4 protein-coding genes (1 of these 4 cut by a window edge) are annotated in these 18,620 nt (G+C 58.0%); all 4 read right to left on the bottom strand.

From position 1 onward, the window contains the following. Window positions 1-7 precede the first annotated feature (7 nt). Tightly spaced (at most 40 nt apart), the 4 genes in view from PM04_RS15440 to PM04_RS15425 form a layout consistent with a single transcriptional unit that may run on beyond the window. A complete protein-coding gene (locus tag PM04_RS15440) occupies window positions 8-868 on the bottom strand; it encodes an efflux RND transporter periplasmic adaptor subunit (RefSeq protein ID WP_038008526.1) in 861 nt (286 codons plus the stop codon). After that, entirely contained in the window at window positions 865-2,463 is a 1,599-nt protein-coding gene (locus PM04_RS15435) for a TolC family protein (protein ID WP_038008524.1), read from the bottom strand. Before PM04_RS15435 ends, PM04_RS15440 begins: the two co-directional genes overlap by 4 nt. A gap of 11 nt (window positions 2,464-2,474) precedes the next feature. Continuing rightward, window positions 2,475-2,801: a DUF3467 domain-containing protein gene (locus PM04_RS15430; RefSeq protein WP_052068512.1), complete on the bottom strand. Its 327-nt coding sequence runs from the start codon at window positions 2,799-2,801 to the stop codon at window positions 2,475-2,477. A 40-nt stretch (window positions 2,802-2,841) separates the two neighbouring features. Next, on the bottom strand, window positions 2,842-18,620 hold the final stretch of the coding sequence (locus tag PM04_RS15425; RefSeq protein ID WP_038008521.1) for an Ig-like domain-containing protein. Its footprint extends 39,988 nt past the window's final position; 15,779 of the gene's 55,767 nt are visible here — the last part of the coding sequence; its start codon lies off the right edge, out of view; the stop codon is at window positions 2,842-2,844.

The following is an 18,620-nucleotide window of genomic DNA, read 5'->3' as shown; positions in this document are numbered from 1 at the left end:
GTTCGGGTTAAGAGGCCACCACCAGCACGGCATTCATCCCCGGTCGCAACCACTCGTACGTCTCATCGATCAAAACCTTAACCTCTTGCAGACCGGATGCGGAGTCCACGACCGGCGACACGAAATCGACTGTTCCGTCGACCACCGTATTGCGAGAGGTAATCTGGATCGTCACCTTCATGCCCTTGGACAAACCGTCCGCAACGGTCACGGGAATACTGGCCGTGAACTTGATCTGGCTCAGATCACAAAGCATCATCACAGGGTCATTCGCCTGCACGCTTTCGCCGGTTTGAGTTTCAATCTTGCTGATAATCCCTGTGCTGGGGGCCGCAAGGGTCCGGCGCACAAGGTTTTCCTGCGCCGTATCATAGTCCAAAGCATTGATCTTGGCCTGCGCTTCAAGCCGAGAGATTTCGATGACCGCAAGTTTATGGGCCAGCGCACGGTTCTGAACCTCTTCGCGGCTGATCCCGCCGGTAGTTTCGTGAAGACGCTCGGCGGCCTCCTTCTGGCGCAAGGCGATGTCGGCGCGGGCAATGGCGGCACGCAGCTCAGCATCATCGTCCATGACGGCCTGTCGACGCAACAGTTCGATCCGCTCAACCTCTTGGTCGAGACGCATCAAAACATCGCCTTTGTGAACCGTCTGCCCTTCTTCCACTAATGTGTCTTCAACAAGGCCCGAGACAGCAAAGGCCAAGTCAAGCTCGGCGCGGCATTTGGTGAACCCGCCCAACACCGGCGCGGCCGAGGACAGGCCCACGGTGGCATAATTCACTTGTGACATGTCAGACGTCTGCGCCCCCAGCAGCGTCGGTACAGCGCACAGGACAATATATTGCAGCCATCGCCGGAAAGGGGTCATTCGATCCCCATCCGGGCCAGCAAGGTGCCACTGATCTGCGAAGCGAGATAACTAGACAGGTTTTGCTGCGCGATTGCGTCCCTTTGCCCTTCCTTAGCGATGTAATACGCGAGTTCGCGGTTCAGAACCTCAACACGTGAAGACTGGCCGGACTGCGCACGTTGCTCTTCTGCTTTAAACAAGTCCCAATAGGCATCCACCATTTCCGATTGTTGCCGCACTTGATCGTTTGCCCGCTCGAGAATGCCTTTGATGCCGTTCATCTCGCTGGCGATCCGCTGGCGGAAGGCGTTCATGGTCAACTCGGCTTGCGTCTCGCGCAATTGGGCGGCTTCAAGTTGTTTTTGTTCGGTAATGTTACCCTGTAGGCCACGACGGAATTCGAAGCCCGCGCGCCACGAATGATAGGGGTTATCTTTGCCATAGAGATCGCGGAACGGAACATATTCATCGGCTAAGAAAGACTGCTTGGCATCGATTTTAACGTTTAACTCAGGCTGAGCCTGGTTTTCCGCCATCAGGACGTTCATCTCTTCGCGCTCGATCCGGAGGGCGTTGATGCGGGTTTCGGACCGCCTTTGCACCGCTTCATCCGGCGAGATCAAACGCGATGGGCTGACGAACTGCGCGGCAGGAGAGCGAAGCGGATCAGACGGCATCCAGCGCTTAGGCTGAATATCCTGCTCAATCGCAAGGAAAAAAATCTGGAATGCGCCAATCTGTTCATTTAGATCCTGCCGCGCTTCAGTCAGTAGGCCTTGTTGTTCAGCCACCCGTGCTGCCGCTTCGGTCAGATCCGCCGAAGACCGCAAGCCCGCAGTGACCTGCGCCGACATTTCAGCTTCTAGCTCCTTGGCTGTATCCAACGCCTCTTGGCGCCAATAAACGCGAGACTGGGCACGTTGCACCATGAGATAGGTCTTGATCGCATCGAAGGCCCTCTGCGATTTGACAAGTCGGCTGGTCTCTTCGGCGATGTCCTTTTCGACGCGGGCAACTTCAATAGGTGCTTTGTTAAATTCAGACCCAGAGTTGCGCAGCATTGGAATAATGAATGAAACGCCCACCGCAGCTGAATACTCGGGGCTAGGTCGAGCCGCTGGTATTTGCAACGAGTTACGGGCTCTCTCCATCTCATAAAACAAATCCATCTTAATGCCCACCGGGCTTCTGCCCTCGATACCGGCACGCGCCTTGGAGATGTCGGCCTCAAAAGGGTTCGGCGTGCCCGTCGAATCCAGCCCCGTTCCGCGAGCACGAAACTCCTCGGCACTCGTCTGGGTGAATTCATAGGTGCGGTCAAAGCTAGCGTAGGCTTGCGGCTCAAACACGCCCCATGCACCAAGCGCTTCTTGTTCGGCGAGGGCGATTTCCACATCTTGCGCGCGGATACTTTCATCTGCGACCGACAGCAGCCGGATAAAATCTTTTAAACCCAGATTCCCGCTGGATAGGTTAATATCGGCGGGAATTCTGGATCTAACGGACTCTTTAGAAAACGCCAAAGACGCAGAAGGCTTTTCAGGCACTCCCTCACATGCCGCCAAAACAGCCGTTATTGCAGTTCCAAGCAGCAGGATTTTCAAGCGTTTCATTATAAAGTCCTTTATACGATTTTACCGACCTGCTTTTCGTATTCATTCAGAACACGTTGCAGCGTTTCGGCAAAACTTTTGGCGACAGAGGGCGTTAATATGATGCGCGAGGACAGTCCAATAACAACCTCGTCTTTCACGGCGCCCCAGGTTTTGTTCGTCCCGAACAAAAGTGTGACTTCGTCTTTGCTCATGCCGACGTTTGCAACGTTTGCATAGTTCGACGTCATTTCAGAGTCGTCAAACCGTACACGTACATCGCGTGTCGCGGTTTCTGCAGTTGCCTCTACGGTTTCCTGGATTTTTTCGTCCATCTTCTTCTCTTTCTTTTCAGCCATTTCTTAGCTCCTTTGTCATGTTTGGAATTGTGTAAACAGATCATTCAGCGGCAATCAATGGTGCATCCAAATCATCATCGGCCAGCGCTAGCGCAGATTGCAAAACCGGACGTTGTTCAATGCGATCGTCATCACCTGCCTCATTCTCCGACAACCAATCAATTTCGGGCAGAAGTGACGCGTCAAGATCAGCTCCGTTCAGGTCTGACTGCTCCATTCCATTGGTCTGATCAAAACGCTCACTTGCTGATTGAATGAGAGAATACGGATCAACTTGACCGCCCTCGACAGTATCAACAAGCGTGATGTTCAGCAATTCGCGCGATTTACGGATCGACCGTATTTCTTCGCTTTGCCCAATTCTGTTCAGCCGTTCTGCAAGTTTACTGAACGCATCACCTTCAGCGTCAAAGCGGTTCCACCCGTCAAGCTGATCGGCATTGGACGCCTCACCCGCGTTGCGCAGCCTAAGCTCCCGCTCGGCTTGTTCTTGCAACGCCTCGGCTTGAAGCTCGCGCAGCGCTACGTTTCCTGGCGCGCCAAACTGAGCAGAAATACGGGCACGGGTCGTATCGCTCTGCTGCTCCCAGAAGAAGGGCTGGCCAAGGTTGTGCACCAAGAACAGGCCCTGACCGCGCAGGTTGGTGATTGTCCCGTCATCGAATCGGTCGCCGACACCGTAGGACGTTTGCAAATGCGTAATGACACCGGGTGAAATCAAGACAATGTCTTCTTCGCCGTAGTTCACCAGGCCCCGGGGCGCGTCGGGCAGTATACCTGCATTACCAATGGTGAGCGCTGTGCGATTCTGAACGTTGATCCCGCCCGAGCGGCTGTTGAACCCGCTGAAATAGTCCGCGTCGGTGTTTAGGTTGTTTTCCCAGATGAGGCCGATGCCATCGCTGGCTTCTAGCGACATGGCAGTGGTGACAATCAGATCTTCGTCCTGCGCGGCCGTATTATCGAGGATGCGACCATCCAACGCCCGAAGCCAAACGCTTTGGTCGCCTTCGATCCGGTCCAGCCAGATTGAACCCTCGCGGGATGTCAAGCCGGTTTCGACCGTCACCTTGACGTCCGTCCCGCGGATGAGGGTTTCGGCGTCTTGCATCCAAAAATAGCCCTGAGCGACCTCCATCTCTACGTCATCGGTCGCATCCACAAGCGCGCTGTCCATCATTTTCACCGTACCTTCGGTGATTATGACGTTCACATTCTCGCCGTACATCGCCGACAGTTCGCTGCCGGTAAGACCGTTGCGGGCCGCAATGACCACATTGCGGTCAGCCTCAAGTATAGTCCGGTCACTGAAGTTGACATAGCCGTCCAGCAAGGTTGCCAGAATATCCCGACTGGCCGTTACGGTGGTGGCCGCCCGCGTGGTTAGGTTCCCCTCGCTGATCAGGATCACTGCATCAGTGCCTGAGGTGATCGTGCTCCGATCTCGGAACGACACGTCTCCGGTTTCGGTGGAAAGCATGACATTGTCATCAGTGGCTGTGAACATGGTCACACCGCTGGCCTCGATATCGCCTGCCTGGTCGATCATCGCGATCACATCCGACTGGGCACTCAGGGTGGTCCTGCCTGCCAGCGTAATATCGCCTTGTACCAGGTGGATGGTCAGATCGGTCTGATCTGCAGTGACCACCGTCGTGTCGCTGAGATTGACCGAACGGTCCGCCGTTTGCAGTTCAATACTCACACCGTCACCGGCCACCTGAGTGGCGCCAGTGGCCGTCAATTGACCATCGCGTAGCGTGATTTGTAGGTCGCCAGCGTCCGCCAGCATTTTGCTGGTATCAGAAAGCGTCAGATCGCCGTCTTTAGCATCGATCAACATGTCGCCGCCCGACTCTAGCGTCGAGGTGTCGGACATGGTGATCTCACCCGCCACGTCGCTGACCAGTGACAGATTACCGGTTTGAGCGTTCAACGTGGTGATGCCCTGCATTACGATTGAGTTGTCAGTCACCCAACCGATCGTCCGGCCCGCGACGACCGAAGTCGTCCCGCGCAGATCAATGTTACCCACCACATCCGCAAAGACATCCTGTGCGGCAGTGATGCTGCTACTGGTGATCGCTGTCCAATCGCCCGCATTGATATCCACATTCACATCGTTGCCCGAGGTGATTTCGTGGCTCATGCCAAAGGTCAGGTTACCCGTTGCCAGGAGCAGGCTCACATCTTCGCCCGAACGGATCGCTGTATTATCCTGCATGGCGATCTGACGCTGGGTTTCGAGCGTGAAGTCGCCTGTGGTGGTCACATCCAGCAAGTTCAGCGCCGAGGCATCGACCACATGCACATCTGCGCCAGTTTCAACGGTCAGATCGGCAAAATCGTTGGTCGCAGCGGTCAGCGTGATATTCCCGCCCGCACCCAAACGGGTCAGCGCGCCCGCGGTCGTTGCCTGAACATCCGTGTCAACGATCTGCAATATGTTGCCCGCGGCGCTGCGCAGGGTCAGATCCCCGCCCGCCCGCAGCGTACCCAGGAACAACGAGTCCGTATCAGCCTCACCCGCGACGTCCAGACGCAGATCATCGTCGGCAGTCGCCGCCTCGACCTTCAGCATACCATCGCCTGAGGTGATCACGATGTCTGCGCCCTCATCGGTTGCTGTGGCGCTCGCGATATTAGCCAGTGCGCCATCGCGGCCATTGAGACCAACAAAGATGCCGCCTTCAAAGGCCACCAACTCATCGATATCGAGCGCATCTATGTTGATGTCGCCTCCCTCGAACTTAGTGCCGATGGATTTTGCGTTCATCTCGACTAATTGGCCGTTAAAGATGATCAGGTTTGCGCGGTCCGCATCGTCGGCCAGGGTGCCGTCTTCGACCAGACCCAGTTCGCTGACCATGTTCACATCACCGTTCTGAACCTTCATCGTGGACAGGGTGATATCGCGCAAAGCGGTCACAGTCAGATCGCCGCTTGCCGCCGTGCCGCTGGTTCCAATCGTGGTCAGGGTCACGCCATCGTGTTGGATCAGACCGCCCTGTTGCACCTCAAGGATCGCGCGCAGGCCGGTTTGGTCACCACTCAGGGTCAGGTCGCCCGTGGTGACACGCACCTCAAACTCACCCGTGGTGGTGGCATCGCCTATTTCCAACGCCCGAGCGCTGTCCAGATAGATGCCACCTGCCCCAGCCTCGAGATCGGTCAGCTTGGCAATATTCAGGTCGATGTCACCCACGTTGTGAGCGCCAACGATCCGCTTCTCACCAATCGACCCACCTCGCATGATCGCCAGCGCATCGTCGGTCAAGCCAATGATATTCGACGTCTCTGCGTCGCTATTATCAAGGATCTGCCCCTCGCCCGCATCAATGGTGATGGTACCGTCCGTGGTCTGGATCTGGCTCAGGGCGATGTCGCCGTGCGCAATCAGGTCCATGTCCTCATAGGCGACGATACGGATGCCGTCTTCCATGGTCATGGTGCCGTTGTCGACAACCAGCGAGACGTTGCTCGCCTCGATAGAGCCTTCAACCAAAAGGCTATCGCTTAACAGTTGAAGGTCGAACCGACCCTCGGTCGCGCTGCCGCCACCCAGAGTGACGGTGCCCGTGCCAGTGCCCGCGGCAGCCATGTAAACCTGACCACTGGCCGAGACATCGGACAGATCCGCTGACCGGACGTTCAGACGCTGGTCCGCCGCACCAATGTTGGTGGCAGAGATGCTCAGCAGACCCTGTGCATTCACGTTCCAGCCGTCTACGTCAGCCAGGCTGGGGCCATCGACCCAAGGCACACCATCAATGATATCGCCGCTGGCCGACAGGCTGCTGATCGCCGTGCCAGTGCCGGTACCCAAAACAGTCACCGACGTCAGCGTCAGATCGCCACCCTGCGCATCCAGCGTCACGCCATCGGTTGCGGTGATCGACGAACCCGCGTCCATAATCAAACCGCCCACCGTAGCGAACCCGACAGAACCAGCCGAGGAGGTCACCCCATCGGTCAGGGACAAGCTACCAAGAGATTGAGTGATCGCGATATCGCCGGTGGCGGTCGCAGCCCCCAGATCACCACCTCTTTGTAGTTCCACAAAGATACCACCAGTCGTGGCAGAGAGGCTTGCGACATGGCTCGACCTAATCTCGACGTCGCCAATCTCCGATTCTGAGCCAATCTGGGCGGCCTGAATGGTGACGGTTGCGTCCGTTGCGTTGGTCGTAATGATCGCTGTTTCGCGCGTGGGCGAAGCATCTGTCAATGTGCCGCCAGCCGTGATCGTGATGTCGCCATCCTGACTTGTGATCGACGACAGCGCCATATTACCACTTGCCGTCAGATCGAACCCGTTGGTGACGGTCATGGCGGCGGCTTGTTCCTGGCTCAGGTTACCCGCCAAGACATCCATATCGAGATCATCGGTAAAGATTGACCCCGTCAGGGTCAGATTGCCCGCCGTCTGCTGGAAAATGGCTGTGCCATTTGTAGAGATGTCTCCAAGGTGTGTGTTCTCGTTGATCGAGACAATGTTAATTGGCGTGGCCGCAGTATCAACCTGCGTCGTGGTCAACGACTTGATATTGCCCACGTCTAGGGTCAGGTCCATTGCCTGCGATGCAATTGACAGCTCGCCCGAGCCCATAGTCACGTTTGCACCATTACCCGCCGCATTGTCGCGCACCTCACCATCCGCAACAATCGTCAGGTCGCCCGTTGCCACGTTGATGTCGCTCAGCAGAACATCCCCAGTGGCACGCAAGGTCGCGGCACCAAGCGACGACAAGCTGACCCCATCATTGATGATGATATCCCGCGCCGTGTCAGAGGCCGAGCTATCGGCCAGATTGAACATGATGCCGCCCGCCGACAGATCGCCCGCAAGGGTCAAATCGCCCTGATCCACTGTGAGCGTCAGGATACCTGTCACATCGCTACCGGTCACGACCGTCTGGCTGCTGAGGGATTCAATGTTAGCCACCCCCGCGTTGCTGGAAGTGGTGGTAATGTCCATCGTCCCGACGTCCACATCCAGATCGCCCGAACCCAGAACCGCGATGCTCTGACCATCCAGCGTGAGTGCGCCGGCCGTCACAACGTTCGCGCTTTCATTCGCCGTTAGTTCCGAGATGTTGCCCAGATCACTGCGCAGGGTGATCGTCTGGGTCGTGCCCGCCGTGGTATCTCCAATGATGTTAGACACGGCCAGACCGGCAGAACCACTGAGAATAACATCCCCTTGCGATGTTATGGTCCGGCCATCAGTCATCGTCAGCGCGCCTGCCTGGGCTTCAATCGAAACATGCGCTGCGGAGATGTCACCCAGGATGTCCAAGTCCGCGTGGGTCGCGGTCACATCCAGCGTATTCCCGACCACCCAATCGTCGCTGTCCGAGCCAATCTCGACCGTGCGACGGTTGGTGCCATCGTTCGGCGTGGTGATCTCTAGATGCGCATCGCTGGGGGTCGCGATGAACTGGATTGCACCGTTCTGGCCCGCCGCGCCGGTCTGAGCATCAATGCTGATCGCCTGATCAGACGCGCCAATAGAGCCGCCGACATTCAGACGAACGGTCGAGCCGTAGAGGTTCGCGCTGCCATCCGCGTTGGTCAGCCCGATAAGGTCACCACCCACTTGCAAGTCAATCGTGCTGCCATCGATGACTTGCATGTTTGAAAGAGTAACCGAGCCGGTGGTAGAGATCCGGATATCCCCTTCTGCCGACAGCGTTGTGCCCTCGGACATTGTGAAATTGGCGCTGCCCAAGTTCACGATCACATCCCGTTCCGCGTATAGATCACCGGTGAATGCGATGTTATCAACGCCCTCTCCAACAGTGACTGTCACACCGTCGGGTGCCTGCATCTGATTCACGCTGAAGGCCGCAATGTCGATGGTGTTCGCGGTATCGTCCGCGGTTTCCCCATTGCCATCGTATAGGGGCGACCAGAGGATCGCGTTGAGCGATCCTTCGTTCGCAACGACCGACACAACACCTGCGGTCTTGATGTTCCACTGTGTATTTGTTTCCCCAGCGCTGGTCAGCAGACCATCGGTAATCTGGCCAGTTCTACTTTCCACATAGATGTCACCGTTCTGGGACTCGATATGGCCCAGAGTAATGTCACCTTCGGCAACGACCCTCACGTAGCCCTCGCTGCCCGTCGCCGTAGCGGTGATCGAATGCCCGTTCATATTCAGGAAACTGTCCGAATACAGGTCGATGAACTGGGCGGAAATGTCCCCGGTCATGTCAAAGTTACCAACCGCGTTCAGCGTGCCGGCCACGGTCGCACCCGTTAGGAAAATCTTGTCGTCCGCGTAAATGTCCGCGTCAGTGGACGACGTCACGCCAACCCGAAGGGTTTCAATTGCCCGAACATCGACGTCAGCTGCCGAAGTGATGAGCAAACTGCCGACAAAGTCGTTGACGGACTGTGTCTCAGATACTCGGTTCGCAAGCGTGATGTTGTAATCGGTGGTACCATCATTGGCAGTCAGAGTGGTCTGGCCACCTATATACAGTGCATCATCTGCGTTGCTTTGGGTAATATCGCCATGCGCGACGATCTCGAGATCATCCTCCACATGCAGGTCGCCTAAGTCGACCGCATCATTGGCGTGGATGCTGAGACCATTATCCAGCTGACCCTCAACGCTGACGGCGTCCACGGTAACGAGGCTGGCATCACCGCCTGCGTTCAAAGTGACAACGCCTGCGAATTGGTTTGCCGCGTTTTGCAATGTGATCGTGGCACCTGCGCTTAGGGCGGCTGTGCTGTTGAAGACGACGGCGTCGCTTTGCGCGATGCCGCCCGTTGTCGCAACTGTAACGGCACCCGTTACCGTCGTCGCGCCAAAGCCCACAAGGCCGCCCGCAGTCACATCAAGTGTGGTTCCGACCGATCCGTCTAGCGACAGTGCGGTCGCATCCGTGATCGTGGCCACACCTGTGGTCGCAATGCTCAGCACACCACCAAAGTCGTTGGCCACTTCGTTCAAGGTCACGTCGGCGGCGCCTGTCGTCACAACATCCGCCGCGCCCGCTACCAAAATAGACGACCCAGCACTTTGCGTGATTGCCCCGTCGACGGTCAAAGTGAGATCGCCGGAGATATCAACCCCCGAAAGTTCCAGTGCATTCGTGTCATGCAGGGTCAGATCGCTGCCCGAGGTGACACCAACAGCCCCGCCAAACTGGTGCAGGTTGTCAAGCGTGATGGTGCCCGTAGCCGCCATGGTCGTTTCGCCGGTTACGGCAAGAATGTCCGTGGACGTATTAGCGATCGTGTTGCCCGTCAGGCTCAGATCGTTACCAACGGTCAACGCGCCAACACTCAACGCGCCACCAGCGGTTGCGGTCAGATTGCGCAGCGTCGTTCCCGCAATAGCGACGGCTGAGGCATCCGTGACAACGACGTCACGACCATCGGCGACACGCAACAGACCGCCAAAATCGTTGCCCACGTTGCCCAGCAACATGTCAGCGTCGAACCCGGTGCTAAGCGTTGTTGCACCGGTTACGGCAATTGCGCCGCTTTGCGTCATACCGCTGACGCTGGTTGCGGCCAGATCCCCAGCGATCGAAGAAACGCCAAACGCAATCGCACCCTCTGCGGCCAGTGTCACATTGCCTGAGGTGGTCAGCGACACTGCGCCGTCAAATGCGTTCACATGATCGAGCACCACGTTGGCAGCAGTCACATCAACATCACCCGCCACCCGCAGAGTGCTATCGATGGTGGAAGCAGCCAACTGACGCTGGGTAATATCTGCGCCGCTCGATTGAACGGTCAGGTCGCCCTCTACCACGGTCTCGCCGAAGCTAACGCCAGCCGCAGTCAGGTTCAGGTTGCCCGTTGTGGAAACGCCATCGCTTAGGATCAGGGCCCCACCTGCCGTCACGGTCAGGTCAGCATCGACACCAGTCGCACGACCACTGAGAGCCAAGGCGTTGCTGTCTACTAGCGTCACATCGTTCACACGCTGCAAGCTGGTCAATCCGCCAAAGTCGTTGGCGCTGTTGGCAAGCGTGATGTCGTGGTTGCCCGCATTGATCAGCGCGGAGCCGTCCACTGTCACGACAGCCGTACCAGACACATCGCCTTGTGCGAAAAACGCCATTGTCCCGGAGAGATCAACGGTGCCCAGCGTTAGTGCGGTCTCATCGCGCAACGTACTGTTATGCGCCTCAATCGAAATCGCACCGACAAAGTCATGGCCCGCCCCATCCAGTACGACATTATAGCCAGTCGCGGTGATCTCGGTCGTGCCCGACACCTTCACCGCGCCGCTGTCACTCACATGGCCTCCGGCTGTGATGTCTAAATTGCCCGCGACGGTCTGCTGCCCAAGAATCAGAGCGTTCGCATCGGCGAGGGTCACATTGCCGACATTTGCAACACTGACCGAGCCGCCAAAGTTGTTTGCGGCATGTGACATGGTGACGGTTGCGGTATTGCCACCCGCAGTCAGGTCGGTGCGCCCGGCAACGGAGACCACACCGCTGGCCGAGATATTACCGGCCGCAGTAACCGTCAGGTTCCCGCTCAGGGTTAGGTCTGCAAACTGGACGTCATCGACATCATTAATGGTCAGGTTACGCGCAATCACCGTGATCGGCCCGGTGAAATTGTGGTCCGCAGGCAAAACAACATCCTGGCCAGCGGCATCAATGACGGTGGTCCCACCAACGGTCCAGCCTGTGGCATTGAATATGCGACCAGCCGAGCTGATGTTCAGATCCCCCTGAACCTCCGCTGCGACCAAGTGCAAAGACTTGGCCGATGCGATGGTGACGTCTTGAGCCCCAAGGATCGAGACCTGACCACCGATCTCGTTCTTGTCATTATTCAAGGTAAGGCTACCACCGTTCAGGTCGACCGCTAGGCCACCGGTGATGATTAGTTCCTCGTTCTCTGCGGCGCTTTGGGTCAAGTTGCCGGTCAGGGTGATGGTTGTGGCTGGAACGGTGACGTCCTCGCCCCCGGTTGTAACGGTGGTTTCGGTACCGTTCACCACAACAGGACCAAGGACCAGATTGTTGGCGTCGGTCAGATCTAGCGAGGCTGCATTGACCACAGACACAGCACCGATAAAGTCGTTGGTCGCCGCACTCAAATTCACATCGTTTGCGCCGCCGTTAACTGTGGTGGTGCCATAGATTGACAGATCGGTCCCCGCGTTCTGGGCCATATCGCCACCGGCGCTGATGTCGAGTGCACCCGCATTGGTGCCAACTGCACCAACCGTCAGATTGCCCAGGGTGAGTGCGTCGCCAGTCTCCAACGACAGGCTGCCCGAAACAACGCCCGAGATTTCCAGAGCGTTCTTGTCTTTAATGGTCAGGTTCTCTGCGGAGGTTACCCGTACATCGCCGATGAAGTCGTTACCCGCATCGTCCAGCGTGACCGTTTGACCGTCCGCCACGATGGTCGAGTGCAGACCTATCTCTAGCGCCCCCGAAGAGGTAACAGCGCCGGTGGTATTCAGCAGCATGTAACCGCCAACCGAGTTCGCGCCCACATCCGCGCCAGCGGTGTCGATGATCAGGTTGTCATCAATCTCCGAACCAAACAGGTGCAATTCACCCGACGAAGTCACATTGACCGAGCCGTCGGCAATCGCCGTCAGGCCCAGATCGCCCGCTGCCGTCAGAGTGATATCCTCACCCTCGGCCCGTACATCGCCGTCGAAGACGTGGTTTGCATTATTCAGGGCGATGTTCTGGCCGCTGCCTGCGGTCAGAGCGCTGGTGCCGTGAACGGTGATCAGACCCGCAATATCAGTGATCGCGCCCTCGGCGGTGACGCTCAGAGCCGCCGCAGTGGTGGTGGTGCCCACGGTAAGGGTATCCAGCGCCGCGACGCCGCCTGCCGTCAGGGTCAGCCCGCCGGTGTTGGTGCCGCTCACCGACAGGCCGTTCACATCGTTCAGAACCGTATCACCAGTGACCGTCAGCGCCACAGCGCCGCCAAAGTCGTTCAGACCCGCCAGCGTCACGCCCGAAGCGATCAGGGCCGACGTTCCAGTCACATCTAGCGGACCATTGCCCGACAGCGTGCCTGCGCTGTCCAGCGTCAGGGTGCCACCAACAGTAGTTGCCCCGACCGAGATTGCGCCCTCGGCGTCAACGTCAAGATTGCCGATGATGGTGCCCGAAAGGCTGATATCATCCGCATCCACAAGCGAGACATTCTGCGCGCCAGTCACAACCACACCGTTCAGGTCGGTGGCCGCGTTGTCGATAATCACACTGCCCGCCACGTCCAGCGTGGTGGTGCCGTCTACCGCCAGCGTGGCGGTATCGGTCAAGTTGCCCGATGCCACAGTCAGGGCGAAGTCGCCTGCAATGTCAAAACCAGTATCCGAGGCGGTGGTCCCGACCTCCAGCGCAGCATCGGTGCTAAGTGTTACGTCGTCCGCATCCAATGCGTTCACCGTGACGGAGGCCCCCGACATCGTGGTCAGATCCGCAACGATATCGCCCGTGCCAGCCGAAAGGCTGTCCACAACATCGGATTTTAGGACGATGCCGTTGCCCTCTGCGCCGATACCACCGGCACCGGACAAAATGATAGCGCCATTGGTTTCGATGTTCGGAACCTCGACACCGCTGACGGAACGCGTGTCGCCGTCAAGAATCTGACCGCCTGCGGTCACGGTAATCGACCCCGAAGTCGGGGCTGTTCCGCCGCCGGTCAGGTCAAGTGCCGGGTTGGCCGAGAGAATACGACCCAAGGTCACATTGCCAGAGGTAGCGTTCAGCGTGGTCGCACCCATGGTCTTGATAACCGACCCCGAGAGCATGGTTATGTCCGCAGAGCCTGTTTGAACCGAAATTGCGTCGCCAGTCTGAGAGGCCAGATAAGCCCCGTCTCTGATCAGCACGCCATCAGTTCCGCCCGTGACTGATATTGCATCCTCGGCACGTATGGTGCCGGCAACCGTCACCTCTTTGGCGTTCAACGTGACATTACCGGTACCGGCGTTTGCCGTGGGCACATCCACGTACAGCCCGACAACATCGATGACACCATCTGCAAAGCTGATGTCAACATTGGTGCTGAAATAGCCCGCCAGAGCGTAGACGCCATCGCGCACACCAGCCGAGTCGCTGTCCAATATCAGAGGCGTGGGCATCTCGGCCCAATCCAGCGATATGTTGCCACCCGAGCTTTTCAGCCCGTCCGAGAATTCGAGCTGCGAAACGGCGGTTACAGCCGAAGCTGTCGCTGCGGACGCATTGTTGCGGCCAATGGCGCTAAAGCTCTTGGCATAGACGTCGGTGGACAGCTCTTTGTTGATCGTACCTTGTGGGCCCAGTAACTCACCCGGGGCGTATTGCGGCAGGTCGAACAGGATATCGCCCATATCGTCTTTTAGAACCTCGCGCACATCACCCGAGGTCTTGATAACCACGTCGCCCTCGGTCCCTGCGTCAATCAGGTCGATCAGCACGCCACCGGTCAGGCCCATGTCAACGCCATCCAGAACGAAATTATGCTCCGCGACAGCGTCATCAATTTCTGAGCCCGTCAGGCCGAGGTTGGCCAAGCGACTGCGCAGCGCGGCCTCTTCGCCACTCCAAATGCCGCTATCGCCTGACATGAACTCCATCGCGTTACCCGCGACGTCCGAGGTAAAGCGCGCGTCATGGATGACCATTGTGCCACCGGCACGGATCGCCATTTCGCCAGAGGCCATCTCGGCGTTGAGTTCCAGAGCACCTGCGTTAGACAAATAGACGTTGGACCCGCCCGCTTTTAGATCTGCAACGGTGACGTTCGACCGCACATCGATGCCTTGTGCAGAATTGATAGACAGCGCGTTCGCGTTGATTTGCGCCTTACCAAAGACCGAGCCTGCTTGCCCTGCACTGGTTTTGACAAGACCGCCCTCCAGAACGGGGTTTGCCGGAATAGCGGTTTTTTCCGTGCGGAAATTTGCAACCTGTGTGGCCGTGGTGGTCGTACCGTTGGCCCCTGTTGCCGTGGCCGTGACAGTTACGTTGTCGGCCACGCCAACCGCGTCATAGTCGTCCTGTGTCAGTTGATAGAACCAGCGGCCACTGCCCTGAACCGTAGCCAGCGAATCGCGGCCCACAATCGACACAGTGACTGACGAACCAGGGTCGACATAGCCGCTTACAAAGGCGCCCTGCTCCAGGTCCGCCAAGGTCAAGATATTGTCACCCGTAAGCTTGCTCATGGTCATGGCGGGGGTCGCTGCAGCCACTGTCAAGGTTGCATCAGCGGTCGCTGTGCTGACGTTGCCCGCGCTATCGACGGCCTCGGCAAAGATCAGATTGGCCCCGTCCGGCAGCATGATCGACGGCGTGATGCGCCACGTACCCGAAGAGCCAGCACCCGGTGCCGGAACCACGCTGGTTTCGCCCAACAGCACGTTGGAGCCGCCTTGCTTCATGTAGAGCCGCACGATTGTGCCCGCCTCGGCGGTGCCCGAGATTGTCGGCTGCGGGTTCGCGTATTGCGCAGCCAGCGTATCAATCGCAGGGGTCGAAACACTGCTGTCGACGGTCACGTCGAATGCCGCTGACTGGTCAGAGGTCAACCCTTCGATCTTAGCCGTGGCCGTGATGCTGTAGGTGCCGTCAGTTTGACTGCCCAGTGTGTAGCGCCAATGACCAAGCCCATCCGCTACCGTATTGCCGGCAGAAACCCCGTCTACGAAAATCTCCACCGTCGCCCCTGCGTCGGCAAAGCCGCGGATCTGCGGCGTTGCAGCGGAGGTCACAGCGTCGTCGGGACGTCCTGTATTGTTGTCGATGCCGACAATTCTAGGCGCGTTCACACCGCCAAGGGACACGTTGATCTCAAGTTTATTGTTCGCGTCCAACGCGCCATAGTTGCCAAAGGCGTCCTGAGTTAAGGCAATAAAGTTCGTGACACCCTCAGGCAGAACATCCGTGTAATCGGACTCGGCCACGCTCCAATTGCCCGACGCGTCGGCTGTGACCCGGGCCATCAGCGTGTAAGTATCCTGATCGTAGACCTCGACCGTGGCGCCGGCGCCGGCGCCAAACCCGCCCAAAACAGGGCGTGGATTGGTGGTCGTCAGCGTCGTTTGCTGCGCACCGGTCTGCCCAAATGCGGGCGTTTCAGTAGGTGCAGTTGTTGCAAAGGTCACCTTACGCGCAATCGTTGTCGCACTGGACCCATTGGTCGCTGTGAACTCAAGCGTCTGCTCACCGTTGCTCAGGCTCGCAAACGCGCTCTGGGGCAGCTTGATCCGCCACACCATTTGCCCCTCGCCAGCCAGAATCTCGCCAGAGACGGTGGGGGTAGTGCCGACGCTGATTGGTGCAGAGAGGCCCGCCATATTCAATGTAACTTGCGTCACATCATACCCTGCCATACCGCGCAGCTCGACGACCTTGTCCAGTTCGGTGACGCTGACGATATCGTCTTCGGCAACAGTCTCGACACCAATCATCGGAGCCGCCGCGTTGTAGGTCACAGCCTCGGAAATCGAGGCGCTATTGGTGCTGCGCACCTTGAGTGTTTCACCCGAAGCCAGCGTGTAGTTATCGAGCACAAAGCCAAACTCACCCGCGCCACTGACAGTCGTCGTGCCCAAAACAACTTCTGGTCCCGCGTCGATTTTGACCAACTCCACAGTATCAAAGGTATCGCCCTGACCAAACAATTGTGCCGTCGCATTGGCCGAGGACCCCGTAACTTGTGAAATGGTCAACGGGCCAACGTTCGAAGAATCGTACGTACCGCTGCCCGCACGGTCCCATGTCACGGTCCGCGACAGGGTTGAGTTCGACACACCGTCCTGCGTCGTTACGATCCGCGGACCAACGCCCGTCAGTTGATCCGAATTGATCTGCAGTACCTGTACGTTCCGGTTCGCCAGATCACCACCGAAAGTGATGGTGAACAGACCGTCCGACGCGCCTTCGGCGACGGTAAAGTCATCGGTGCCGCTGTCTCCGACTCCCAGATCATTCAGAGCCGTCTGCATCGCGTTGGCCTGATCGCTGCGTGTCGCGTTGGCATCCCAAGTGATTGAATTTGTAGTCAGATTTCTGGAGCTCAAGTCATCTGGGAATGTCAGGGTGAAGGTGCCACCGGTCACACCACGCATATCCAGCAGTTGCTGTTCATTTGCCTGCGCAGTCGCCACGTTCGAGCCGGCGACCGATTCAGAGACAACCGCATTGCCACCGACAAGGTTGCTGGCGTCGAGCGTCATGGTCGCAAGATTTCGACCCGACAAACTACCTTCGAAAGTAATCTGATACTCGCTGTCCACAAGCTGCACGTCATAATCCGCGCCGGGGACATTCATTGCGAGCAGCACGGCATGCATGTCAGCTGCGCTGTCGTTCCAATTGAGCGGGTTTGAACGATAGATCGTACCGTCCACCTGCAACGCAACCGAATATGTGCCTGAAGTGACCTCGTTAAGACTAATCGTCTGTTGTTCGTCAGTGCCTGTTTCTTCGCTGACCGTAACAACGGTTTCCGTCGCAAGCGAGGTCGTAACCACAACAGGTGCAAGCGCGGTGGGGTTGGCACCTGACACTGTGACGGTCGGCGCAGAGGTGTACCCTGCTCCCGCATCGGTGACGGTAAATCCTGTGATCTCACCATCGTCATTGATGACCGCAACGGCAGTGGCCTGACGGCCGTTTGTACCGTCATCAGGCGCGCTGAGCGTTACGGTCGGGGTTTGGCCACCTTGGCGCACAACGCTTAGGCTGGCGCTGCCCGCAACCGACAGGCTCATGTCGGTTTCGATCGCCTGGCGGCCAAGATCGCCGACGTAGCTGATATCAAAGATGCCAGCCGTTGTGGCCGGGGCCGCTATTTCCACGGACAGTGCGGAACCTGATGTCAACCCATGACCGGCGGCCAAGGTTATATCGGTGACGACGCCGTCGGTGAGAACAGCAGTCGCTGTCGCGGACGTTCCCTCCGCGTCTGTTATCGTAACTGTCGGCGTGCTGGTGTAGCCCGCGCCGCCGTTGGCCGAGGTAAACACAACATCGTCGCCAGACCAATCTGCGCGGAAGCGTGCGCCCACATCAGCATCTGCCACGACAAAGACGTCAGCCTGAACAGCGTCCAAGATCGTCTGGATTTCAGCGACTGTCGATGCCGCCGGGATGGCCGCCGTGACGCCCAATCCGGTGCCGTCATTTATGCCAAGGTCCAGCTTTGTAGTATCGTCAGCATTATTCAGGTTGAGACGCACGGTCTCGTTCAGGCTATATCCCGCACCACCCGAGGAAACGGTGAGCGTCTCGACCCGCCCAAAGGCCGCCCGCATCGCAGCCGACATCGTGACGGAATAATCCTGTGGTTCGGTCGACAAAACGCCGGTGACAGTAGCGTCAACCAGTTCAGGCGCATCAATAGTGACCGTAGGTGCCGTTGCATAGCGGGCGCCACCTTCGGTAATTGTGAAGGTACTGCCGATCCCAGCACCATCGCGCACAACAGTCGCCGTCGCCGTGACAGCGAGCTCCGCGATGTTGATGGATAGCGAGGATTTGTCGGTCAGCCCGCTTAGATCCGTATTTGCCGTCGACAGCCCCGTGATCACACCGTTTACAATTGTCACATCCGCTGCATCTAGCGTGACAGTGTTCGCAGGTGAGCCACCGTCGGCCAGCGTGACCTGTACCGCGCTGCTGTACCCCGAACCGGCGGTATCGATGGTAAGTGCAACGGCTTCGCGTGCGCCGTCTGTAATTGCAGAGACCGAAAGCGTCTGGGTGTCATCCAAGGCACCAATGCTACCAAGGGTCACGGCCGTAATCTCACCAGCCACAACGGTCGTGGTTGCAGTCACAGAATTCGTGCCATCGGTCACCGTCA

The sequence above is a fragment of the Thalassobacter sp. 16PALIMAR09 genome (genome assembly GCF_000765485.1).
Lineage (GTDB): Bacteria > Pseudomonadota > Alphaproteobacteria > Rhodobacterales > Rhodobacteraceae > Thalassobacter > Thalassobacter stenotrophicus.
This window is presented reverse-complemented; position numbering and strand designations above follow the sequence as displayed.